The sequence below is a fragment of the Pseudomonas sp. B7(2017) genome (genome assembly GCF_002112745.1).
Taxonomy (GTDB): Bacteria; Pseudomonadota; Gammaproteobacteria; order Pseudomonadales; family Pseudomonadaceae; genus Aquipseudomonas; species Aquipseudomonas ekonensis.
The window spans coordinates 75,659-99,252 of the sequence record NZ_NEIP01000010.1; the positions used below are offsets into that span (position 1 = coordinate 75,659).

The 23,594-nt window shown below is 66.3% G+C and carries 16 protein-coding genes, 1 tRNA gene and 1 pseudogene; 6 read left to right on the plus strand and 12 right to left on the minus strand.

Annotation, left to right across the window (positions count from 1 at the left end; genetic code table 11):
- Nucleotides 1-131: 131 nt before the first annotated feature.
- Both CAG29_RS19120 and CAG29_RS19125 read left to right on the plus strand, forming a co-directional pair.
- Complete coding sequence (locus CAG29_RS19120; RefSeq protein ID WP_085578494.1) at nucleotides 132-2,453, plus strand: TonB-dependent siderophore receptor; 2,322 nt, start codon at nucleotides 132-134, stop codon at nucleotides 2,451-2,453.
- Nucleotides 2,454-2,689: 236 nt separating this feature from the next.
- Nucleotides 2,690-5,218, plus strand: a complete 2,529-nt coding sequence (locus tag CAG29_RS19125; protein WP_085694960.1) for a sulfite reductase flavoprotein subunit alpha — start codon at nucleotides 2,690-2,692, stop codon at nucleotides 5,216-5,218.
- Nucleotides 5,219-5,325: 107 nt separating this feature from the next.
- Here the strand turns inward: CAG29_RS19125 and CAG29_RS19130 are convergent, their stop codons facing one another.
- From CAG29_RS19130 to ptsP, 4 genes are all read right to left on the minus strand, one after another.
- Nucleotides 5,326-6,867, minus strand: coding sequence for an alkaline phosphatase (locus CAG29_RS19130; protein ID WP_085694961.1), 1,542 nt, complete (start codon nucleotides 6,865-6,867; stop codon nucleotides 5,326-5,328).
- A 143-nt stretch (nucleotides 6,868-7,010) separates the two neighbouring features.
- Nucleotides 7,011-8,744 carry a PTS fructose-like transporter subunit IIB gene (locus CAG29_RS19135; protein ID WP_085631740.1) on the minus strand — a complete coding sequence of 578 codons (1,734 nt, stop codon included), beginning with the start codon at nucleotides 8,742-8,744 and terminating at the stop codon, nucleotides 7,011-7,013.
- Between the two features lie 11 nt (nucleotides 8,745-8,755).
- On the minus strand, nucleotides 8,756-9,697 hold the full coding sequence (gene pfkB, locus CAG29_RS19140) for a 1-phosphofructokinase (protein WP_085578486.1): 942 nt from the start codon (nucleotides 9,695-9,697) through the stop codon (nucleotides 8,756-8,758).
- Nucleotides 9,698-12,559: a phosphoenolpyruvate--protein phosphotransferase gene (gene ptsP, locus CAG29_RS19145; protein ID WP_085694962.1), complete on the minus strand. Its 2,862-nt coding sequence runs from the start codon at nucleotides 12,557-12,559 to the stop codon at nucleotides 9,698-9,700.
- 296 nt (nucleotides 12,560-12,855) lie between these two features.
- Between ptsP and cra the strand changes: the two genes are divergently transcribed.
- Together cra and CAG29_RS19155 are read left to right on the plus strand one after the other, a co-directional pair.
- Complete coding sequence (gene cra, locus CAG29_RS19150) at nucleotides 12,856-13,851, plus strand: catabolite repressor/activator (RefSeq protein WP_085694963.1); 996 nt, start codon at nucleotides 12,856-12,858, stop codon at nucleotides 13,849-13,851.
- A gap of 3 nt (nucleotides 13,852-13,854) precedes the next feature.
- Complete coding sequence (locus CAG29_RS19155) at nucleotides 13,855-14,631, plus strand: TatD family hydrolase (RefSeq protein ID WP_085694964.1); 777 nt, start codon at nucleotides 13,855-13,857, stop codon at nucleotides 14,629-14,631.
- Here CAG29_RS19155 and CAG29_RS19160 read toward each other — a convergent pair whose 3' ends face one another.
- From CAG29_RS19160 to CAG29_RS19180, 6 genes and pseudogenes are all read right to left on the minus strand, one after another.
- Complete coding sequence (locus CAG29_RS19160) at nucleotides 14,632-15,021, minus strand: hypothetical protein (protein WP_085694965.1); 390 nt, start codon at nucleotides 15,019-15,021, stop codon at nucleotides 14,632-14,634. It lies immediately after the preceding gene.
- A 179-nt stretch (nucleotides 15,022-15,200) separates the two neighbouring features.
- Nucleotides 15,201-15,914 carry a methyl-accepting chemotaxis protein gene (locus CAG29_RS29080; protein WP_371916637.1) on the minus strand — a complete coding sequence of 238 codons (714 nt, stop codon included), beginning with the start codon at nucleotides 15,912-15,914 and terminating at the stop codon, nucleotides 15,201-15,203.
- Nucleotides 15,915-16,058: 144 nt separating this feature from the next.
- Nucleotides 16,059-17,198 (minus strand): annotated as a pseudogene (locus tag CAG29_RS29085) (HAMP domain-containing protein); the annotation flags it as partial.
- Between the two features lie 199 nt (nucleotides 17,199-17,397).
- Nucleotides 17,398-18,234 (minus strand): regulatory signaling modulator protein AmpE, encoded by an 837-nt coding sequence (gene ampE, locus CAG29_RS19170; protein WP_085578473.1) that lies wholly within the window; start codon nucleotides 18,232-18,234, stop codon nucleotides 17,398-17,400.
- Nucleotides 18,231-18,791, minus strand: coding sequence for a 1,6-anhydro-N-acetylmuramyl-L-alanine amidase AmpD (gene ampD, locus CAG29_RS19175; protein WP_085578471.1), 561 nt, complete (start codon nucleotides 18,789-18,791; stop codon nucleotides 18,231-18,233). The genes ampE and ampD overlap by 4 nt, the downstream gene beginning before the upstream one ends.
- Nucleotides 18,792-18,855: 64 nt before the next feature.
- The gene (locus CAG29_RS19180) at nucleotides 18,856-21,033 is read right to left on the minus strand and encodes a DUF1631 domain-containing protein (RefSeq protein WP_085694966.1); all 2,178 of its coding nucleotides are present in this window, start codon (nucleotides 21,031-21,033) and stop codon (nucleotides 18,856-18,858) included.
- Nucleotides 21,034-21,346: 313 nt separating this feature from the next.
- On the opposite strand from CAG29_RS19180, the gene nadC reads away from it, so the two are divergent.
- Nucleotides 21,347-22,195: a carboxylating nicotinate-nucleotide diphosphorylase gene (gene nadC, locus CAG29_RS19185; RefSeq protein ID WP_085578467.1), complete on the plus strand. Its 849-nt coding sequence runs from the start codon at nucleotides 21,347-21,349 to the stop codon at nucleotides 22,193-22,195.
- A gap of 51 nt (nucleotides 22,196-22,246) precedes the next feature.
- On the opposite strand, the gene CAG29_RS19190 is transcribed toward nadC, so the two are convergent.
- Nucleotides 22,247-22,543 (minus strand): DUF6388 family protein, encoded by a 297-nt coding sequence (locus tag CAG29_RS19190; RefSeq protein WP_085638374.1) that lies wholly within the window; start codon nucleotides 22,541-22,543, stop codon nucleotides 22,247-22,249.
- A gap of 275 nt (nucleotides 22,544-22,818) precedes the next feature.
- On the opposite strand from CAG29_RS19190, the gene CAG29_RS19195 reads away from it, so the two are divergent.
- A complete protein-coding gene (locus CAG29_RS19195; protein ID WP_085694967.1) occupies nucleotides 22,819-23,433 on the plus strand; it encodes a hypothetical protein in 615 nt (204 codons plus the stop codon).
- Between the two features lie 6 nt (nucleotides 23,434-23,439).
- On the opposite strand, the gene CAG29_RS19200 is transcribed toward CAG29_RS19195, so the two are convergent.
- Nucleotides 23,440-23,515: transfer RNA gene (locus CAG29_RS19200), tRNA-Thr, on the minus strand.
- Nucleotides 23,516-23,594: the final 79 nt, after the last annotated feature.

Here is a 23,594-nt window from a genome sequence, read left to right on the forward strand (position 1 = left end):
ACCGGCAAAAACCGTAAGGCTAAATTGTAAAGAATGTAAATTCAGTGCGAATGGCAATGTTTCGCAATTGATACGAATACTTGTTTACCCTATATTCCGCGACCTCAAATCCTTGGGGAGGGGAATCTTCAATGTCACGTCGACAAGTACAAATGCCGGTCAGCTCACCACGTTTGCTCGCTTCTGCCATTGGCGTGGCGATCACCGCCAGCTCCGCAGGCCACGTGGCATTCGCCGCCGAAAAGACCGACAGCAAGCCTTCCGGCAATGCCATCGCCCTGGACGCCACGTCCATCACCGGCGAAAACCAGAGTTCGACTTCCTACCAGGTCGAGAAAGCCTCCTCGCCCAAGTACACCGCGCCGCTGGTCGACACACCGCGCTCGGTGACCGTGATTCCGCAACAAGTCCTCAAGGACACCGGCGCCCTGAACATGCAGGACGCGCTGCGCACCGTGCCGGGCATCACCTTCGGCGCCGGTGAAGGCGGCAACCCTCAGGGCGACCGTCCGTTCATCCGCGGCTTCGACGCCCAGGGCGACACCTACCTGGACGGCGTGCGCGACACCGGCTCCCAGAGCCGCGAAATCTTCGCCGTGGAAAACATCGAAGTCAGCAAGGGCCCGAACTCGGCCATCGGCGGGCGCGGCGCCGCCGGCGGCAGCATCAACCTGGTGAGCAAGAAGGCGCACCTGGGCAACTCGTTCGACGGCGGCTTCACCTGGGGCTCCGACCAGACCCAGCGCTACACCCTGGACGGCAACTACCAGTTCAGCGACACCGCCGCCGGCCGCCTGAACCTGATGAGCCACGAAAGCAACGTCGCCGGCCGCGACAAGGTCGACTACGACCGTTGGGGCATCGCGCCGTCCCTGGCCTTCGGCCTGGGCACCGACACCCGCGTCAACCTCGACTACTACCACCTCGAGAGCAACGACACCCCGGATTCGGGCATCCCGTACACCATCCCGAAAGCCGGTTCCGCCGCACGCACCAAGTCCGATCCGGACAAGCCCTACGCCGGCGGCGACCACAGCAACTTCTACGGTCTGGACCGCGATTTCCGCAAGGGCCGCACCGACACCGCGACCTTCGCCATCGAGCATGACCTGAACGACTCGCTGACGATCAAGAACACCCTGCGCCACGGCACCAGCATGCAGGACTACATCCTGACCCAGCCGGACGACAGCAAGGGCAACGTCAACAACGGCAGCGTCTGGCGCCGCGCCAACACCCGCGTGAGCAACACCGAGACCACCACCAACCAGACCGACCTGTTCGGCACGTTCTACCTGGGCGGCTTCAAGAACAGCTTCTCCACCGGCGTCGAGTACACCCGCGAGGAAAGCAGCAAGTCCTCGTACAACGTCAACACCGACACCACGCCGCGCACCACCAACGTGCCGTCCAGCACCAACTGCACCCCGGCGATGATCGGCGCACCGAGCGGCTACAACTGCACCTCGCTGTCCAACCCGAACCCGAACGACCCGTGGAACGGCGCCATCTCGCGCAACTACGCCGGCACCGACACCCAGTCCGACACCTACGCGCTGTACGTGTTCGACACCCTGGAGCTGACCGAGCAGTGGCTGGTCAACATGGGCCTGCGCTACGACCACTTCGAGACCGGCTACAAGACCTACAACAACGCAGGCCGCACCACCTCCAAGGGTGATGACACCAGCGAGTTCGTCACCGGCCAGTTCGGCGTCGTCTACAAGCCGGCCGAGAACGGCAGCATCTATGCGTCCTACGCCACCTCCGCCACGCCGCCGGGCAACACCCTGGGCGAAGGCATGGAAGGCAACCCGCTGGCCGGCACGCCGGACCGCAACGGCAACCTGCTCAAGAGCGACATGGAGCCGGAAACCACCAAGAACTACGAAATCGGCACCAAGTGGGACCTGCTGAACGATCGCCTGTCGCTGACCGCCGACATCTTCCGCACCGAGAAGGAGAACGCCCGCGTCCAGGTCGACACCACCTCGTACGAAAACGCCGGCAAGACCCGCGTGCAGGGCATCGAACTGTCGGCCAGCGGCAAGATCACCGACAAGTGGCAAGTGTTCGCCGGCTACGCCTACATGGACAGCGAGCAGATCGACGGCGGCCCGATGGGCAAGGCCAACGACGGCAACGAACTGCCCAACACGCCGAAGAACAGCGCCAGCCTGTGGACCACCTATCAGGTCACGCCGAAGCTGACCGTCGGTGGCGGGGCGTTCTATGTGGACGACGTGTTCGGCAGCGTGGCCAACACCACCATGGTCGATTCCTACGTGCGCTACGACGCGATGGCCGCCTACAAGCTGAGCAAGAACGTCGATCTGCAGCTGAACGTGCAGAACCTGACCAACGAGACCTACTACGACAAGGCCTTCTCGACCCACTTCGCCAACCAGGCGGCGGGCCGTACGGCACTGTTGAGCACCAACTTCCACTTCTGACGGCTGCAAGACCTGTAGGAGAGAGCCTGCTCGCGATGGCGATCGATCAGCGACATCGATGCTGACTGACCCACCGCTTTCGCGAGCAGGCTCGCTCCCACAAGGAAGACGTGGAAACGCCAATGCCCCGTTCATTCGATTGAACGGGGCATTTGTGCGTAATCAAAGAACGCTTCTCGAAGCCCACGGCATAATGCGCGCCGTGACGACATTTTCGAACGGACAAGGCGAATGACGTGTTGAAGAAGACCCTGTTCCAGGTGCACTGGTTTTTTGGCATCAGCGCAGGCCTGGTGCTGGCCCTGATGGGCATCACCGGTGCGGCCTATTCCTTTCAGGACGAAATCCTGCGGGCGCTGAACCCTTCGGTGCTGCAGGTGGAAAAACAGGTGGCCGGCGTCCTTCCGCCCGCCGAGCTGGTGGAACGCATCGAGGGCGCGTCGGGCAAGAAGGTCTCGATGCTGTGGGTCGAGACCGACAGCGGCACCGCCGCCCGTGTGTACTTCACCCCGCCCAAGGGCGAGCGCCGCGGCGAAATGCGCTACTTCGACCCCTACACCGCCGAGTTCATGGGCGATGCCGTCGGCCAGGACTTCTTCGGCCTGATGCTGCAGCTGCACCGCTTTCTGGCCATGGGCGACACCGGCCGCAACATCACCGGCGCCTGCACCCTGATCCTGGTGTTCTTCTGCCTGTCCGGCCTGTACCTGCGCTGGCCGCGCCAGTGGAACAGCTGGCGCGTGTGGCTGACCCTGGACTGGAACAAGAAAGGCCGCAACTTCAACTGGGACCTGCACTCGGTGGCCGGCACCTGGTGCCTGCTGGTGTACCTGCTGCTGGCGCTGACCGGGCTGTCCTGGTCCTACGAGTGGTACAACAAAGGCCTGACCCGCCTGCTGTCGGACGCCCCGCAGAACGAGCGCGTGCGCGGCGGCCGCGGCCCGGCCCCCGAAGGCCCGGCGCCGACCGCCGACTACGCGGCGATGTGGAGCAGCATCTACAGCGCCGCCGGCCCCGGCCTTGCCGCCTACAACATCCGCATGCCGCCGGTGGCAGATCAACCGGCCACCGTGTTCTACCTGCTGGAGAGCTCACCCCATGAGCGCGCCCTCAACCAGATCACCCTCGACCCGGCCACCGGCATCGTCAAACGGGTCGACCGCTACGCGGACAAGAGCTTCAAGGCACAGCTGCTGACCAGCATCTACGCCCTGCACGTGGGCAGCTATTTCGGCCTCGCCGGGCGGATCATCGTGACCGTCGCCGCCGTGCTCATGCCGCTGTTCTTCATCACCGGCTGGCTGCTGTACCTGGACCGCCGGCGCAAGAAAAAGCAGGTCAGGGACGCCCGCCAAGGCATCGGGCAACCGACCGGCGACGCGCCGGCGTGGCTGATCGGCTTCGCCAGCCAGAGCGGATTCGCCGAACAGCTGGCCTGGCAGACCGCCGGCCAGTTGCAGGCCGCCGGGCTGCCGGTGAAGGTGCAGCCGCTGGCGCACGTCCGCGAACAGGACCTGCGCGAGTCGGACAACGCCTTGTTCGTGGTCAGCACCTTCGGCGACGGCCAGGCGCCGGACAGCGCCCGGGGCTTCGAGCGCAAGGTACTGGGCAACGCCCCGGCCCTCGACCGCCTGAACTACGCCGTGCTCGGCCTCGGCGACCGCCAGTACGAACACTTCTGCGGCTTCGCCCGGCGCCTGCACCGCTGGCTGGGCGAGCACGGCGGCAAGACCTTGTTCGCCCCGGTGGAAGTCGACGGCGGCGACCCTTACGCCCTGCGCCACTGGCAGACGCAACTGGGCCTGATCACCGGGCAGGCCCCGGTCGACACCTGGCAGGCCCCGGACTATGAGAACTGGACGCTGGCGCGCCGCGAGCTGATGAACGCCGACAGCAGCGGCGCCCCGGTCTTCCTGCTGGGCCTGACAGCACCGGGCATCGGCAGTTGGCTGGCCGGTGACCTGGTGGAAGTGCTGCCGCGCAACTGCCCGTGGGCCATCGAGCACTTCCTCGACGGCCTCGGCATCCGCGGCGAAAGCACCGTCAAGGTCAACGGCCTCGAAGAACCGCTGGAGCTGGCCCTGGCCAGCCGCCAGTTGCCCGAACACCGGGCGCACCTGGTGGGCCTGCACGCCCAGGCGCTGATCGATGCGACGGTGCCGCTGCCGATGCGCGAGTACTCGATCGCCTCGATCGCCGCCGACGGCGTGCTGGAGCTGATCGTGCGCCAGGAACTGCGCAGCGACGGCAGCCTGGGCATCGGCTCCGGCTGGCTGACCGAGCATGCCCCGGTGGGCGGCAGCATCAGCCTGCGGGTGCGGCGCAACAGCGGTTTCCACCTGCCCAATGCGCCGGTGCCGATGATTCTGCTGGGCAACGGCACCGGGCTGGCCGGGCTGCGCAGCCTGCTCAAGGCCAGGATCGCCGATGGCCAGCAACGCCAGTGGCTGCTGTTCGGCGAGCGTAACCGCGCGCACGATTTCCTCTGCCGCGCGGAGCTGGAGGAGTGGTTGGTCAACGGCGATCTGGCGCGGCTGGATCTGGCCTTCTCGCGGGATCAGGCCGAAAAGATTTACGTGCAGGATCGCCTGCGCGAATCGGCCGGCGAACTGAAGAAATGGCTGGCGGACGGCGCGGTGATCTACATCTGCGGCAGCCTCAAGGGCATGGCCTCGGGCGTCGACGAAGCGCTCAACGACATCCTCGGCGCCGCCGAAGTCGAACGCCTGATCGAACAGGGCCGCTATCGCCGCGACGTCTACTGACACATCCCCACTGTGGGAGCGAGCCTGCTGGCGATGGCGCCGGGCCTGTCGACTCACCGTTGACTGACCCATCGCCAGCAGGCTCGCTTCTACAGGTGCCGCAGGGGTCAGGCCGGCTGCAGCTTCTGCTCGAACACCGCCACCCCGTTCAGATCCCGCAGCACCACGCTCATCTCGCCGCTGCGTCCGTCGATGTTCACCTCACCGAAAAACTGGAAGCCGGCGAACGGCGAGGCGTTCTGCGTCGGCGGCGCCTTCTGGAACACCACTTCGGGACCGAAGGTCTTGTCCAGCGCATTGGGCCCGAAGCTGCCGGCGTTCAACGGCCCCGCGACAAACTCCCAGAACGGCTCGAAGTCCTGGAACGCGGCGCGGTCCGGGTGGTAGTGATGGGCGGCGCAATAATGCACGTCCGCCGTCAGGAACACGAAGTTGCGCACCTGCTGCGCCCGCAGGAAACCGAGCAGTTCGGCGATCTCCAGCTCGCGCCCCTGGGCCGGGCCGGGGTCGCCGTTGGCCACCGCTTCCCAGCGCGGCACGCCGGGGCTGACTTCGCCGTCCGGCACGCCGAGGCCGATAGGCATGTCGGCGGCGATCACCTTCCACTGGGCCTTGGAACTCTTGAGCCCGCGCTTGAGCCAGTCCAACTGCTCACGCCCCAGGAACGGCTTGGCCGCGCCGAGGTTGTCGTCGTTGCCCCCGCGGTAACTGCGCATGTCGAGCACGAACACCTCCAGCATCGGCCCGTATCTCAGCCGGCGGTAGATCCGCCCGCCGCCGTCGGCAGCCTGCAGGCGCATCGGCGCGAACTCGAGCCAGGCGCGGCGGGCGCGGCCCAGCAGCGTGTGGATGTCCTTTTCCTGGTAGCGCTCGTCGAGCTGCTTGCCCGGCGACCAGTTGTTCACCACTTCATGGTCGTCCCACTGCCAGATCTGCGGCACCTCGGCGTTGAACCGGCGGACGTTCTCATCCATCAGGTTGTAGCGGTAGTTGCCGCGGTATTCGTCGAGGGTTTCGGCGACCTTGCTCTTGGCTTCGCTGGTGAGGTTGCGCCAGAGGCGGCCGCCTTCGACGGTCAGTTGCGCCGGCACCGGGCCGTCGGCGTAGATGGTGTCGCCGCTGTGGATGAAGAAGTCCGGCAGGCGCAGGCGCATGGCTTCGTAGATGCGCATGCCGCCGATGTCCGGGTTGATGCCGAAGCCCTGGCCGACGGTGTCGCCGCTCCAGACGAAACGAATGTCACGCCGGCCCGACGGTGCGCTGCGCAGGTGGCCCAGCCACGGTTCGCTGGCGACCCCGGTGCGGGCGTCTTCGAAGTGCACGCGATAGAAGATCGCCTGGTGGGCGGGCAGGCCGGTGAGCTCGACCCGGGCGGTGAAGTCGGTGCCGGCATCGGCCAGCGCCGATACGACGCGGCGCGGATTGGCGAAGCGGCTGCGGGTGTCCCATTCCACCACCATCTTCGCCGGGCGGTCGGTGCGGCTCCAGATCATGGCCCGGTCGCCCAGCAGATCGCCGGACTGCACGCCGTCGGTGAGTTTCGGCCGGTCCTTGACCGAGGCGATCACGGCCGGCGCCATCCCCGGCACCAGCAATCCGGCGCCGACGACCTGCATGACCCGTCGGCGACCGAGGTCGAATTCGCTCATGGTGTTCTCCCTGAAAAAGGAAAACTAAAGCACGGCTTCATGACCCCGGAGTGACACCCGATGCCTTTCGGCAGGCGATCAGGCCTGTGGGAGCCAGCCTGCTGGCGATGAAGGCGACACAGGCAGCGCCGCTCCCCGGGCAATCACGCGGCGCTGGGCTCCACAGCCAGCTCCACCGACTCCGGCCGCTTGACCACCGCGTACGCCAACGCCGTCAGCACACTCCCCGCGACAATCGCCAGCAGGTACAGCAACGCATGGTTGATCGCGTTCGGAATCGCCATCACGAACAGCCCGCCGTGGGGCGCCATCAGCTTGCAGCCGAAGTACATCGACAACGCACCGGTCAGCGCGCCGCCGGCGATGCTCGCCGGGATCACCCGCAGCGGATCCTTGGCGGCGAACGGGATCGCGCCTTCGGAGATGAAGCACAGCCCCAGCACCAGCGCCGCCTTGCCGGCCTCGCGCTCGGTCTGGGCGAACTTGCGCCGGGCGAGGAACGTCGCGAGGCCGAGGCCGATCGGCGGCACCATGCCGGCGGCCATGGTCGCGGCCATCGGCGCGTAGCTCTGAGACGCCAGCAGCCCCACCGAAAACGCATACGCGGCCTTGTTGATCGGCCCGCCGAGGTCGACGCACATCATGCCGCCCAGCAGCACGCCCAGCAGGATCGCGTTGGTGGTGCCCATGCTGTCGAGAAAGTGCGTGAGCGCCGCCAGCATGCCCGCCACCGGTTTGCCGACCACGTAGATCATCACCAGCCCGGTGAACAGGCTGGCGAACAACGGGATGATCAGGATCGGCTTCAAGGCCTCGAGGCTTTGCGGCAACGCCACATAGCGGCTGATCGCTTTGGCCGCGTAGCCGGCGATGAACCCGGCGACGATCCCGCCGATGAACCCGGCCCCGAGGGTGCTCGCCAGCAGGCCACCGATCATCCCCGGCGCCAGGCCCGGACGGTCGGCGATGGAATAGGCGATATAGCCGGCCAGCAACGGCACCATCAGCTTGAACGCCGTCTCGCCGCCGATCTGCATCAGCGCCGCCGCCAGCGTGCCCTCCTCCTTGAACGCGGTGATGCCGAACACGAACGACAGCGCGATCATCAGGCCGCCCGCCACCACCATCGGCAGCATGAACGACACACCGGTCAGCAGGTGTTTGTAGACGCCGGTCTTCTCTTGTTTCGGCGCAGCCTTTGCGTCGCCCGCGGCGCTCTCCTGCTTGCCCTCGGCCAAGGCTTTCTTCAGCGTGGCTTCGGACTGCTTGAGGGCGATGCCGGTGCCGCAGCGGTAAATCCGCTTGCCGGCGAAACGCTCGGTGGCGACTTCGATGTCCGCCGCGAGCAGCACCACGTCCGCCTCGGCGATGGCCGCTGCGCTGAGCGGGTTGCGGGCGCCGACCGAGCCCTGGGTCTCGACCTGCAGCTCATAGCCCAGGCGCTTGGCGGCCTGCTGCAAGGCTTCGGCGGCCATGAACGTGTGGGCGACGCCGGTCGGGCATGCCGTGACGGCCACCAGGCGCGGAGCGCCCACTGCCGCAGGCACGGCTTCGGCGTGATCGGCGACGTGCACGGCGGCCTCGACGGCCCCGCGCCGCAGCACCGCTTCGACATCCTGCAACGCCTGCGACGGCGCGATGCGGAACACCCGCTTGCCGATGAACCGGGTCATGTCCACCGGCCCCGTGGCGACCAGCAGCACCCACTCGGCCGCCTCAAGGGTGGCGGCCGACATCCGGCGTTCCGGGTGCGCGGCATCCACCACCTCGACACTGGTGCTCCAGCCCTGGCGCTGGGCCGCCGCCTCCAGCAGGCGGGCGCACAGCACGCTGGTGACCATGCCGTTCGGGCAGGCCGTGACAATGGCTAACTTCATGACAAACCCTCTTATTGTTCTGTCAGGGGACGCACGCGCACGCCCTGTTCGAGCGGCGCCAGGCGCGCCGCATCGTGGATGCCGAAACCGATCTGGGTCACCGCCAGCGCGGCGATCGCCGTGGCGGTGCGCAGGGTCTGCTCGGGCGTATCGGCGCTGAGCAGGCCGTGAAGCATGCCGGCCAGCAGCGAGTCGCCCGCCCCCACCGTGCTGGCCACGCGGACCTTCGGCGGCGTGGCGTGCAGGGCCGCACCGACCGCGAACCAGCTCACGCCCTCGGCCCCGTGGGAAATCACCACATGCTCGACGCCCTGGGCGTGCAGGCGGTTGGCCGCCTGCGCCTGGGCCTCGTGGGACAGCACATCGCAACCCAGCGCATCGGCCAACTCTTCGGCGTTGGGCTTGATCAGCCACGGGTTGGCCTTGAGCGCCGTGCGCAACGCTTCGCCGCTGGTGTCCAGCGCGACCTTCAGGCCCAAACCGTTCAGGCGCTCGATCAGCTCGCGCAACCACTGTGCGCTCACCCCGCGCGGCAGGCTGCCGGCCACCACCACCGCATCGTGCCCCGGCGCGATCTGCACCAGACGGTCGAGCAAGGCTTGCTGCGCCACGGCGCCGACCACCGGCCCCGGCCCGTTGATGTCCGTGATGCGACCGTCGTGCTCGGCCAGTTTGAGGTTGCTGCGGGTCTCGCCCGGCACGCGGATGAAAGCGTCGACGAACCCGCGCCGGGCGAACAGGTTCTCGAACGCTTGCAGGTTCTCCTCGCCGAGGAACCCGCTGACCGTCAGCTGATGCCCAAGGTCCGCCAGCACTTGGGCGACGTTCACCCCTTTGCCGGCGGCGTGGCTGTGCATCTCGTCGCTGCGGTTGACTTGGCCGGCCTCAAGGCGCGGCAAGCGCACCGTCAAGTCGAGGGCCGGGTTGAGGGTCAGGGTCAGGATCTTGGCCATTTACAGAGCCTCCACTAATGCGCGCACATCCTGTGCGCTGCCCACGGCAAGCGCTTGCCGGGCAACGGTTTGCGCCTGGGTCAGGGTCAGTTCACGGATGCGCGCCTTGACTTCGGCGACGCTGCGGGCGGCCACGCTCAGTTCATCCACACCGAGGCCGACCAGCACCGGCACCGCCAGCGGATCGGCCGCCAGCTCGCCGCACACGCCGACCCATTTGCCGTGGGCATGGGCGGCGCGCACGGTGATGTCGATCAGGTGCAGCACCGCCGGGTGCAGGCCGTCGGCCTGGGCCGAAAGGGTCGGGTGGCCGCGGTCGATGGCCAGGGTGTACTGGGTCAGGTCGTTGGTGCCGACGCTGAAGAAATCCACCTCACGGGCCAGCACCGGCGCCAGCAGCGCGGCGGAGGGCACTTCGATCATGATCCCCAGTTGCAGGTCGGCCACCGGGATTTCCCGGCGCAGACGCTCGGTCATGTCCCGGGCCTGACGCCACTCCTCGACGCTGCCGACCATGGGGAACATGATCCTCAGCGGACGGTTGTCGGCCGAACGCAGCAAGGCGCGCAGCTGCGCTTCCATGATCTGCGGACGCTGGAGGGTCAGGCGGATGCCGCGCACGCCGAGGAACGGGTTTTCCTCCTTGGCGATCGGCCAATAGGGCAACGGCTTGTCACCGCCCACGTCCAGGGTGCGCACCACCAGCGGCCGACCGGCGAGGCCGTCGAGGACGCGGCGGTACTCGGCTTCTTGGGTGGCTTCGTCCGGCGCTTGCGGGTGGGCCATGAAGATCAGCTCGGTACGCAGCAGGCCGATGCCTTCGGCGCCCTGCTCCACCGCGCGGGCGACGCCGGCGCTTTCGCCGATGTTGGCGAACACCTCCACTGCGTGGCCGTCGGCGGTGAGCGCCGGTTGATGGCGCTGTTCGGCGGCGGCCTTCAGACGTTGCTCGCGGCTGTCGCGCTCTTCGGCGGCCCGTTGCAGGGTCGCGGCGTCGGCGTCCACGTGCAGGCGGCCGCGCTGCCCGTCGAGCAGCAGCGGCGTGCCCGGCGCCAGCAACAGCACCGCAGCGCCGGCGCCGACCAGCGCCGGAATGCCCAGCGCCCGGGCCACGATGGCGCTGTGGGCGGTGGCCCCACCGCGCGCGGTGAGGATCCCCGCCACCCGCGCCGGATCGAGCCGCGCCACATCGGAGGGGCCGACCTCTTCCATCACCAGAATGTAAGGTTGCGCGGGCTCGCTCAGGGTCTGCACGCCGCACAGTTGCGCCAGCACCCGCCGACCGATGTCGCGCAGGTCGGCGGCGCGCTCGGCGAGCAAGGCGTCCTGCAGCGACTCCTGTTGCTTCGCCGCCGCCTCGATCACCGCCATCCACGCCGCCTCGGCGCTTTCGCCCTGCTTGAGGCGGGTGTCGACTTCGTCGGTGAGCTCCGGGTCGTCGAGCATTTCCAGGTGGGTGATGAAGATCTCGCGGATGGCCTTGGCCTGGCTGCGCTCGATCAAGCCCTGGATGTCGTGGCGCACTTCGCTCAGCGCTTGCTGGAGACGCTCGCGCTCGACGGCGGCGGACTCGCCGCGCAGCGGGTAATCGATGGCCTGTTGCACCTGAATGTGCGCCGGCCCCATGGCGATGCCGGGGGCGGCGGCGATGGCTTGCAGCAGGCTGCCGGAGGCCGGCGCGACAAGCACCTCGGCCACCTCGGCGAGCGCCTCCTGCGCAGGGGCGACCGCCGGCAGCGGCTCGACCTCTTCGCCCAGCCCTTCTTCAATGGCCGCCAGCAGCGCCGGCAAGGCATCGGCGGCGATGGCCGGTTCGGCGATCAGTTCCAGCACCTGGCCGCGACGGGCGCCGAGGCTGAGCAGCTTGCTCAGGCTTTTCACCGACACGGCGCTGTCCTGGCCGTCGACGAGACGGATGCGGATCTCGCCCTCAAAATTCTTCGCCAGTTGCGCCAGCACCTTCGCCGGCCGTGCATGCAGGCCATGGGCATTGGCCAGGGCGATGCGCGCGCTCGGCCAGTCGGCCGGCAGCTCGCCGCCCAGCACTTCCAACACTTTGCGGCTGCTGGTGGCGCGGCCCAGCTCATGGCCGCGCCCCTCGATCAGCAGCGCGCACAGGCGTTCGAGCAGCGCCTGGTGGGCCTCGCCCAGGCTGGCCAGGCAGAACAGCCCGTTGAGGGGCTGGCCGAGGTAGCGCATCGGCTTGTCCGGGGTGACGAAGGACAGGCCCGGGCGCTTCACGGTCTGCTCGCTGTGCAACCACCACAGGCCGTCGCCCAGCGGCAGCGCTTCGACCTGCTGCAGCACGCCGGAGAAACCGTTGCTCACGCAATCGGCCTGGCGCAGCAAGCGCGCACCGCGCCAGACCAGTTCTTCGAAATCGTCGGCGGACACGCTAAGGCCGATCATCTGCGCATCCAGCGCCAGCTCCTGGGGCGCGCCCTGCAGCAGCTTCAGCAACGCCTCGGGCGAGCCGGCGCGGCGCAGCGCCTGGCCCAGGTCGGTCTCGCCCAGGGCGCGGGTCAACAGTTGCAGCAGACGCAGGTGCTCATCGGACTTGGCCGCGATGCCGATGGCCAGGTAGACGATCTGGCCGTCGCCCCAATCCACGCCGTCGGGGAACTGCATCAGCCGCACGCCGGTGGCGAACACTTGATCGCGGGTCTCCGGGGTGCCGTGGGGAATGGCGATGCCTTGCCCGAGAAAGGTCGAGCCCTGGGCCTCCCGGGCCTGCAGCCCGGCCAGGTAACCGTCGGCCACCAATCCATCGGCCACCAGGCGGTCAGCCAGCAGTTGCAGGGCGGCGGACTTATCCACAGCCGACCGGCCCATGGAAATCTGCTCTACAGTGAGCTCGAGCATGCGTTCTCCTTTTTGGCATCGGGAGGTGCCAGGTATTGTTGTGGATAGTTTCAGCTTAGCGCCTGCACTTTTCAGGGGCAGTTTTGGCGGATTCGCGGCAGCTGCGGCCAAAGGCGACTAAAGTGCAGAAAATACGCCTGCTGAAACGTTTAATCTAGATTGATCGGCACGTTACTCGATAATGTCCCATCCTTGAAGGCCAACCGTCGGCTGCGCTGCGACAATGGTCGCCTCCCCGAATCGGGTAGGATTGGCGAAAATGTCGGGGCACGCTGGAAAAAACAAGGAAATCCCGGGTGAAACTCAGTGATATCGCGCGGCTGGCCGGAGTGTCCGTGACCACCGCCAGCTACGTCATCAACGGCAAGGCCGAACAGCAACGCATCAGCAACGCCACCGTCGAGCGGGTGCGGGCGGTGGTCGATCAGCACGGCTTTACCCCCAACCCCCAGGCGGCCGGGCTGCGCAGCCGGCACACCCGCACCTTGGGCTTCATCCTGCCGGACCTGGAAAACCCCAGTTACGCGCGGATCGCCAAGCTGCTGGAACAAGGCGCCCGGGCCCGGGGCTACCAATTGCTGATCGCCAGCTCCGACGATGCGCCGGACAGCGAACGGCAACTGCTGCAACTGTTCCGCGCCCGCCGCTGCGATGCGCTGATCGTCGCCAGTTGCCTGCCGGCCGGCGACGACAGCTATCGCCAATTGCAGGCCAAGGGCCTGCCGATCATTGCCATCGACCGGGTGATGGATCCTGCGCACTTCTGCTCGGTGATCAGCGACGACCGCGAGGCCAGCCTGCACCTGACCCAAAGCCTGCTCGAACCGCAACCCAAGCAGATCGTCCTGCTCGGCGCCCGTCCCGAACTGAGCATCAGCCAGGAGCGGGCCGCCGGGTTCAGGCAGGCGCTGGCCGGGTTCAAGGGCGACATCCTCATCGAGCATGCCGAGTCGTTCAGCCGCGACTGCGGCAAGCAACTGATGGAAGAACTCCTGCAACGGCTGGGGCATTTGCCGGACGCACTGGTGACTACGTCCTACGTGCTGCTGCAGGGCGTGTTCGATGCGCTGCACGACTTCCCGCTCAAGAACCGCCCGCTGCGCCTGGGCACCTTCGGCGACACGCAACTGCTGGACTTCCTGCCGCTGCCGGTCAACGCCATGGCCCAGCAGCACCAGCTGATCGCCGACAAGGCCCTGGCCCTGGCGTTGGCCGCCGTCGAGCAATCGGACTACGAGCCCGGCGTGCAGGCCATCGCCCGCACCTTCAAGCAGCGCATCCGCCGGGACTGAACCGTGGAGCTGATCGACAGCCACACCCATCTGGACTTTCCCGACTTCGACGCCGACCGCACGGCGTTGATGGCCGAGAGCCGCGCCCTCGGAGTGCGGCGGATGGTGGTGCTGGGGGTATATGAAGGCAATTGGCAACGGGTGTGGGACCTGGTGCAGGGCGACGCCGACCTGTACGCGGCGTTCGGCCTGCATCCGGTGTATCTCGACCGACACCGCCCGCAAGACGTGCAGGCCCTCGGCGACTGGCTGACCCGGCTGCGCGGCCATCGGCAATTGTGCGCGGTGGGCGAGATCGGCCTGGACTACTTCATCGAAACCCTCGACCGCGAGCGCCAGCAGGCGCTGTTCGAGGCTCAGCTGCAACTGGCGGCGGACTTCGGGCTGCCCGCGCTGATCCACGTGCGGCGCAGCCATGCGGCGGTGATCGCCACGCTCAAGCGCTTCAGGCTCAAGCGCGCCGGCATCATCCACGCTTTCGCCGGCAGCCGCGAAGAGGCGCGGGAGTACATCAAGCTGGGGTTCCGGCTGGGCCTGGGCGGCGCGCCGACCTGGCCCCAGGCGCTGCGCCTGCACCGGGTGCTGGCGGATCTGCCGCTCGATTCGGTGGTGCTGGAGACCGACTCGCCGGACATGGCCCCCGCCATGTTCCCCGGCGTGCGCAACACCCCCGCGCATCTGCCGGCGATCTGCGCGGCGCTGGCCGCCCTGATGGCCGTCAGCCCCGAACGACTGGCCGCCGCCAGCACGGCCAATGCCTGCGAGGTGTTCGGCTGGTGATCAGTCGCCGTGGGCCTTGGCGGCGTCGAGGATCAGCGTCAGGTGCTGCCGGTGGCGGAAGTAACGCGTGACGGCGAAGTACACGAACACCGTGATCAAAGACGCGTTCAACTGTTCGGTGACGCTGAGCAGCCCCACCCACTCCATCACCAGCGCCACCAGCAGCGCGGTGCACACCGTCACCCGCGCGCTGGCGCGCAACAGCCCCAGCGAGTCGAGGGACCTGAACCGTTTGATCTGCTGCGGGCAACGCAGCTCCAGCCGTTGCTCGCAATGGGGGCAGGTGAAGGCTTCGTTGATCGAAAGGGCATTGAGTTGCCAGGGTTTCAGCACCAGGGTGGTCTGACAATGGGCGCAACGGCCTTGGACTCCCAAGGTGGCGACGGACATTAACGGGCTCCTCCAAGCGGTCAAGTCGGGTGATCTTGATTGATTGAAGACGAAAAAACAGAGCGCGGAGAAAAACAGGATTTGGCTTACAAATGTAAGCAAAAAAGTACTACAAAAAATTCCACAACCTCAGACGTGGGAGCACGACCGCTCCCACGAAGGCCGGATCGAACCCAACGTCAGACCCGGAACGCGTTGATCAACTGCTTGAGCTCCACCACCTGCGCCGACAGGGCGCGACTGGCGTTCTCGGTCTGGTGCGCGCCTTGCGCCGTACGCTCGCCGGCACGGTTGATCTCGACGATGTTCTGGTCGATGTCGTGGGCCACGGCAGTCTGCTGCTCCACCGCGGCGGCGATCTGCTGGTTCTGGTCGACGATCATTCCGACCGCGCCGAGGATGTTTTCCAGCGCCTGCTGTACCTTTTCCGACTGCCCCACGGTGCCGTTGGCCATCTGATGGCTGACGCCCATGGCCTTCACCGCCGCGCCCACGCCGCCGTGGAGCTTGGCGATCATCTGCTCGATTTCCTCGGTCGATTGCTGGGTGCGCTTGGCCAACGTGCGCACCTCGTCCGCCACCACCGCAAAACCCCGCCCCTGCTCGCCCGCCCGCGCCGCTTCGATAGCGGCGTTGAGCGCCAGCAGGTTGGTCTGCTCGGCGATGCTCTTGATCACTTCCAGCACGCTGCTGATCGACTGGCTGTCGCTGGCCAACTGGTTGATCACCAACACTGACTGATCGATCTCGCTGGCCAGCGCCGCGATGCTGCCCTGCTGGGACTCCACCAGGCCGCGCCCGCTGACGGTCTCGTCGTTCACGCTGTGGGCGCTGCTGACCGCCGCCGCAGCGCTGCGCGCCACTTCCTGGGAGGTGGCCGACATCTGGTTCATGGCCGTCGCCACCTGCTCGATCTGGGTACGCTGGCCGGCCACCGCCTGGTTGCTCTGGGCCGACACGCTCTGCACCTGACCGGCCTGGCGCTCGACCTCGCTGACGGTCTGCCCGACCCGTTCGATCAGGTCGTGGATCTTCTTCACGGTGCCGTTGAACACCTCGCCCAGCTCGCCCAGTTCATCCCGGCTGTTGGCGCGGAAATTCACCGTCATGTCGCCGGCCGCCACTTTGTCCATCATGGCGCCCAGACGTTTCAGGGTGGTGCGGGTCGACGCGTAGAAACCGCCGTAGAGGTAGAAAATCAGCACGAACACCACCGCCAGCGCCACCGCCTGCAGCACCATGTGCGTGCGGTTCTGGGCCAGGCGTTGCTGCAATTGGCTGTCGAGGAACTTCAGGGTCGCTTCGTTGAGCTGGTAAGTGCGCTCCATCAGCCCGCTGACCTGATCGTAGAACGCCTGCCAGGGCGCATCGAGGGTGTCGGCCATCACCACTTGCTCCTCGAACAGCTCGCTGGCCTGCTTGAGCGAGGCCTTGCTGGCGTCCGCCGGGGCGCTGAGGAACTCCCGCGCCGCCTTGCTCGAACCGAGGGCATCCTGCAGTTTCAGGCCGTACTCGGCCTGGAGTTTTTCGATCTGCGCCAACAGTTCGTCGAAGCGGGTGCTGGATGAACTGTTGAGAAAACCTTGGCCCAACGAGTACGAGCCCATGGCCCGGCCTTCGCCGAGGGTCTGGGTGACGGCCGGGGTGATGGCGGTGACCAGCTCGCTGAGCTGGCGCATGTCGCTTTGGCCGTCGCGGCTCAGGCCGGCCTGGCTGGCGACGATCTGGCTGAAGATCTGCGCGCTGCCCAGCAGCTTGCCGATCAGCGCGCTTTTGCTTTGCAGGGAGTTCTCCGCTTGCTGGGCCTTGAACGCGGCGATCATCTCATCGCGCTTGGCGTCGAACACCGCGGTCTGCTCCGGATCGTCGGTCATCGCCTTCAGCCCTTGCAGGCGCGTCAGCACGTTCTGCTCAAGGGTGGTGATGTTCGCTTCGACATTGCCCGCCTTGCCCGACTGGCCGAGGGTCACGTTGATCTGCACCAGGTTGTTGAGGGTCTCCAGGTCCCGCCGCAGGCTCAGGCTGCTGCCCAGCAGGTCGAGGCTTTGCAGTTCCACCCGGGTGCCCTGGAACTCGCGGTACGAATCGCGCACCAGATAGAAGTTGGTCACCAGCATCGGCACCAGGAACAGGACGCTGATCAGGCTGAACTTCATGCCGAAGCTCAGGCGGTTCATCAGCGAGACGGCGGGATAGAGCAAGCTCTTCACTGGAAGTCTCCCTCGGTTTGTTCTTGTTTTTATTGGCAGGCGCGGGGCGACAGCAGATAGCCACTATCGAGCGCCATCTCTGTATAGCTCAAATCGGAGGGAGGTTTTGTAACTTAAGGTTAACGGCCGTGGCGAGGGCGCTAGCTCCCGCCACAGGGTATTCGGGTCAGCGAACCAGGACGGTCCACAAGGCAAACCCGGCGTACCACAGCACGGCGGCGCGCAGCAGCAGTTCCCACAGGCAATCCAGGGTATTGATGCCTTCCGGGCCGGTCACCGGCGGCGGGATCTCCCCGGCGGCCAGGCCTGCCTTGTCGATCAGGCGGGCGGCGCTGATGTGCCAGTTCAGCAGTTCATGCAGCATCACCCGGCTGACCGCGACGAAGTTGCCCACCAAGGCCAGGCTCGCCGCCAGCAGGCGCACCGGCACCCAGTCGAACGCGTGCCGCAGCTGCGCCGCCCGTTCGGCCACCGCCGGGTTCGCGGCGTTCTCCTCGGCCAGCGCCAGCAAGCGGTAACTCAAGGCCGCCACCGGGCCCAGCAGGAAATACCAGAAGATCACCGCAAAGAAGCTCTGGTAGGCCTGCCACAGCAGATGCCCCTGCACCCGCGCCAGCAACTGCTCGCCACGGTCGGCGCAGATGCCCAGGTCGCGCTTGGCCACGTGGGCCGCCGCTTGCAGGTCTTCCCGGCGCCAGGCGTCGCGGAACGGCCCCAGGCCGCCGAGCAGGTCGTTGCGCCCCAGACTGTAGATCACCACCAGCAGATGCACCGGCAGGGCCAGCAGGCCGTAGGCCACCGGTTCCAGCACCACCAGCAGCAACGCCAGCAGCGCCACCGGCAGCAGCACCAGCACCGTCAGCACCAGCCAAGGGCGCTTGGCCAGGCCGCCGCTTTCGAGCTTGTGCAGTTCGCGGATCCATCCGCCGTCGCGCTGGACCCGATGGCGCAGGGCCGAGAATTTCTCGATCCAGACCGCCAACAGCAACACCAGAAAACTCATTGTCCTTCCTCTTGTGCCAGGGCCGCCCGGTAGCGTGCCCAGTCGAATGCCGGCCCCGGGTCGGTCTTGCGGCCGGGGGCGATGTCGCTGTGCCCGCAGATGCGTTGTCCGGTGATGGCCGGAAACCTCGCCTGCAACTGCCGGGTCAGCGCGGTCAGCGCCTGGTACTGCGCGTCGGTGAACGGTAGATCATCGGTGCCCTCGAGCTCGATGCCCACGGAAAAATCGTTACAGGTCTCGCGTCCCTCGAAACGGGAGACGCCGGCGTGCCAGGCGCGCTCAAGACAGGAGACAAACTGAGTGACCTTGCCGTCACGCTCGATCAGAAAGTGCGCAGACACCCGCAGGTCGGCGATACCCGCAAAGTAGGGATGTTCGGTGACATCCAGACGGTTCTGGAAAAATTCCTGCACCTTGCCGGTGGCGAACTGCGCCGGCGGCAGGCTGATGTTGTGGATGACCAGCAGGGAGACTTCGCCCGTCGGGCGTTCATTGAAGTTGGGCGACGGACAGACCTGCACCCCGTGACACCACCCGCTTGCGGGATCCAACTGCATACCGATTCCTTCAACGCCATCTGTGTTGGCGCCCAGTATGCCGTGATCGGCGTGCCGGACGCGATCACTTGGCGCGATTGCGCCGCCGCAGATTGCCCAGCACCGACTCCAGCGCGCGGTCGAACAGCAAGGTGTCGTCCAGCCGCCACGCCGCGCCGCGACGCAGCTCCAGGGCGAGCCCGGTGCGGTCGCGCTCCAGCACTTTCATGCCGGTGCGGTCGACGAACACGTATTTGCCGGTGGTCTCGTTGATGGCCGCCAGCTTGCAGCGCAAGGTGTGCTCTTCGTCTTCGCGAAACACCACCCAACTGCCCAGCCGCAACTGCTCGACCTGCCGCAGGCCGGCATCGTCCTGCGGCAGGCGCAAAGGCATGCCCTCGTCCGCCGCGCGCAGGGCCACCGGCAACGCCACCTCGACTAAGACCAGCGCCTCGGCGGGGCCGGACTCATCGGCACGCTCGAACAGGCGCACGTGCAGCGCTTCCAGCTCGCTGAAAAACTCGCTGGTGGCGAACGGGTCGAACGCCGAACTGCTCAAGCCGTCGCGCAACGACTTGAGCAGCCCCGGCACCATCGCCAGCAGGCGCATGCCGGACTCCGGCCCATCGTGACGCTGCACGCTCCAGACCAATTGCTCCATGGTCTGCACGTCCGCCCGCCATTCGGCGCTCTGGTCGCCGTGCTTCAGGCAGGTCAACAGCAGCACCTTGCTCCAGGCATCCTGGACGAACGCCACCACTTTGGGCGGCAGCACCTTGCCCGGCAACGCCTGGTTGAGCGCCTGCTCCACCCGGCGGCGAGCCAGTTCGGTCCTCGCCCGCCCCTCCTCGGCATCGCGCAGGCGCTGCTCGAGCAATTCGCTGCGGCGGCGCTCGTCGCCGGTGAAGGCCAGGAAATCCGCCAGCAGCTCGGAGAAGATCGCCGGATCGTCATTGAAATCGGTCAGCAAGCGCTGCACCACCTGCTCGATGCGCAGGTACAGGCTGTCCCGCGCATGGCCGTCGCACTCGCCCCAGCCCATGGCGGCGTCCGCGATTTCGTTGAGCAGGCGCCGCGCCGGGTGACTGCTGCGGCTGAAGAAACTCTTGTCGAGCACCGCGACCTTGAGCATCGGGATCTGCAGCCGAGCGATCAGCGCCTTGAGCGAATCCGGCAGGTTGCGGTCGTCGAGGATGCACTCGAACAGCATGGCGATCAGGTTGATCACGTCCTCGTCGGCGCCGCCGACGATGCGCGACTTGCCGCTGCGCACGCTCACCTGGGTCAGCAATTGCTCGAGCTGGTTGCGCAGGTCGAAATCGTCCAACGCCGCCAGCGTCGGCACGTACTGCTGCAAGTGCGAAAGCAGGCGCAGCAGGTCGCGGGTGGAGATCGGCTGAACCGCCGAACTGGGCTCCAGGATCGGCGCCACGCTGCCGCGCAGGTGCGACAGCAGTGCCTGCAACGCCGAGAAGACTTCCTGCACGCCGTCCTCCAGCGGAGGCGGTTCGCTGTGCGTCGGCTCACTGCTGGCACGGGTGACGGCCTGGTCGATGGCACGGCGCGCGGGCGCCGGTTTCAGCTCGGGCAGCACGCCGGTGGCGGCCAGCAACTGATTGGCTTCGGCATACAGCTGATCGGTGTCGGCCAGCACGTAACGCTCGAACAGCTTGAGCAGAATCAGCTTGACCTTGATCCCCACCCCCAGGTTGCGCCCGGCCAGCAGGAAATATTCGCACAGCATCGAAGGACCCAGCGGGTTGTGCCGATCCTCCAGGGTCTTGCCGAGCAGGGCATTGAGCCGCGCCGTCAATTGATCGAGGGCGAAACCGTCGCGGCTCAGCACACGGCCGACCATGGTCTCGATGGCGACGCTGCGCTCCCGGTCGTCGGTGCGTTCAGAGGTTTCGTCCGGCAGCAGCGAGGACGGCAAGGCGTTTTGCGCGGGATCGTACTGGGTGAGGCCGACGAACGCCTCGAAGAGATGTTCGAGAAAGCCGCGCTCGATGTTCTTGCGCTTCAGGCGCAGGTCGCGCATGGCCTCGAAAAAGAGGTTCTGCTCGACGTCGCTGCGGGCTCGGTCGGCCATTTCGAACAGGGTGTCGTCGGCATTGTCGAACAGCGCCTGCAGGCCGTGGCGCAGTTGCTGGGTGGCCTTGTCGCGCACCTGAAGCAGAATCACAGGCAGGCGGGCGAGCGGCGAAGGGTTCGCCGGATCGGTAGCGGCCTTGCGCAAAGGCACTACATTCCCGTCGTTGTGCATCCAAGCCTCCTGAAACGGTGATTCTTCAAGTGCGCGGGCCTGCCGATCCCTGTCGGGGAACGGCCGGAAAGCGGGCTCAAAGACAAACGTCAAAGCCATGACGTCAAATGCAAGGCGGATTATCTTGCAAAAAATGTCCCCGGCGCCAGAGCCCTCAGGGATTCCCCTAGGCCCCGGCGCTGTTCCAGTGACCGCTCCCGGCGCGCATTTGCTCAAGGAAATCGACCGGCTGCGCTCAAGTCCCTGCGCACCCGCCTTGGGTTGGGCCCTGCCATGCCCCTATAATCGGGCCACTTTGTCTGTGGAGCCCGTTATGCCGAACCTACGTCTCGCCGATTTGACCGCCGAAATCGAAGCCAACGTCCGCCGTGCGTTGCGCGAAGACATCGGCAGCGGCGACATCACCGCACAACTGATCCCGGCCGAACGCCTGGCCAAGGCGACCATCATCACCCGCGACGCCGCCGTCATCTGCGGCACCGCCTGGGTCGACGCCGTGTTCCGTCAGCTCGACCCGCGGGTGGCGGTGCACTGGCAGGTGCGCGACGGCGACCGGGTGAGCCCCAACCAGCCGCTGTTCCACCTGGAAGGCCCGGCCCGTTCGCTGCTGACCGGCGAACGCAGCGCGCTGAACTTCCTGCAGATGCTCTCCGGTGTCGCGACCCGCGCCCGACAACTGGCGGATTTCGTCGCCGAGACCGGCGTGAAGCTGCTCGACACCCGCAAGACCCTGCCGGGCCTGCGCCTGGCGCAGAAGTACGCGGTGACCTGCGGCGGCTGCCACAACCACCGCATCGGCCTGTACGACGCGTTCCTGATCAAGGAAAACCACATCGCCGCCAGCGGCGGCATCCCCCAGGCCATCGCCGCCGCGCACCGGATCGCGCCGGGCAAGCCGGTGGAGGTCGAAGTGGAAAGCCTGGATGAACTGAAGGAGGCGCTGGACGCCGGGGCCGACATCATCATGCTCGACGAGCTGAGCCTGGACGACATGCGCGAAGCCGTGCGCCTGAACGGCGGCAAGGCGAAGCTGGAAGCCAGCGGCGGCATCAACGAAAGCACGCTGCTGCCGATCGCCCGCACCGGCGTGGACTACATTTCCATCGGCGCCATGACCAAGGACGTGAAGGCGGTGGACCTGTCGATGCGCCTGAGCCTCTGAAGCCGCCGCGCAACGAAAAACGCCAGCTCCGTCGGGGCTGGCGTTTTTGTTTCAATCGTCGATTTCGTTGAGTTCAAGATAGGCCTGCAGCTTCATGCCCAAGGCTTCGGCCACTTCCTGATGCACTTCCAGGCGCATGGCCTTGAGCTCCTGCGGCGTCTCGGCCACCAGCTCCAGCACCAGTTCCCAAGGCTCCAGCCCGCGGGACTCGGCTTCGTCCTCGAACGCCCACTGCGCCTGCTGCTTTTGCTCGGTGGCGTCCAGGGCGCTGATCTCTTCCTGAAGGGAAGGCGTCGCCGCCAGGTATTTCTCCAGCGCTACATCGATTCGTTGTTCTTTTGGGATCATGGCGTTCTCGCTGATCAGGGGAATGGGTGATGGATCTGGATCTTCTGGGATCTCTCTGCCGCGGATTGTCCGGCCTCGGAACCATTCGGGATCATCTGAACACTGCAGGGCGATGCTTGTGCTGGCGCCGAATATAGGACGTTTGGATGACGAATGACACGGGTCTTTACATCTCTCGCACAAAAAGCTGACCGGGGGAACATAAATCCGGATTCCGAGTCATAGCGATGTGCCATATCGGCACGCCACTCCGCTGTCCACAAGGAAACCCAGTGATGCGCAGCCTTTCGAAAATGTCGTCTGTTGTGTCCACTACCGCAATGACCGCCCTGCTCGGGGCGTTGGCCCTGCCGGGCAATGCAATGGCCATCGAGCTGAGCGACCGGCTCCCCGGCTACGGCGACTCGGTTCCCGCCATCCACAACGACAACGGCAAGACCGTGATCGTCAGAACCGACATCAGCCTCGATGAACTGAAGAAGATGCGCGACACCCTCGGCGACCAGACGCGCCAGCTCGAAGAGCTCAAACGCAGCAGCGGCTCCAGCGCCAGCGCCGGCAGCCGGGAGACTGACCAGCTCAAGGAACAGGTCAAGAAACAGGACGGTGAACTGGACACCCTGCGCCGGCAGATGGAAGAACTCAAACGCAGCAGCGGTTCCAGCTCAAGCGCCGGCAGCCGCGACACCGACGAACTGAGGAACAAGGTCAAGGAGCAGGACCGGGAACTGGACAACCTGCGCCGGCAGGTCGAGGAACTCAAAAGCAGCAGCGGTTCCAGCTCCAGCTCAAGCGAGCTGTCGAGCCTCAAGCGGGACGTCAGCGATCAGGACCGTGCGATGGATCAGCTCAAGCGCACCGTGGAGGAGCTGAGCCGCAAGGTGAAATGAGGGGAATGGTGCCCGAGACAGGAATCGAACCTGCGACCTTCGCGTTACGAGTGCGCTGCTCTACCGGCTGAGCTACACGGGCGGTGGGCTAAACCTAGCATCGGTCTCGGCGCCCGGCAACCCATCTCGCGCCGCAATCATTTTTGACAGGAAAAAAAATG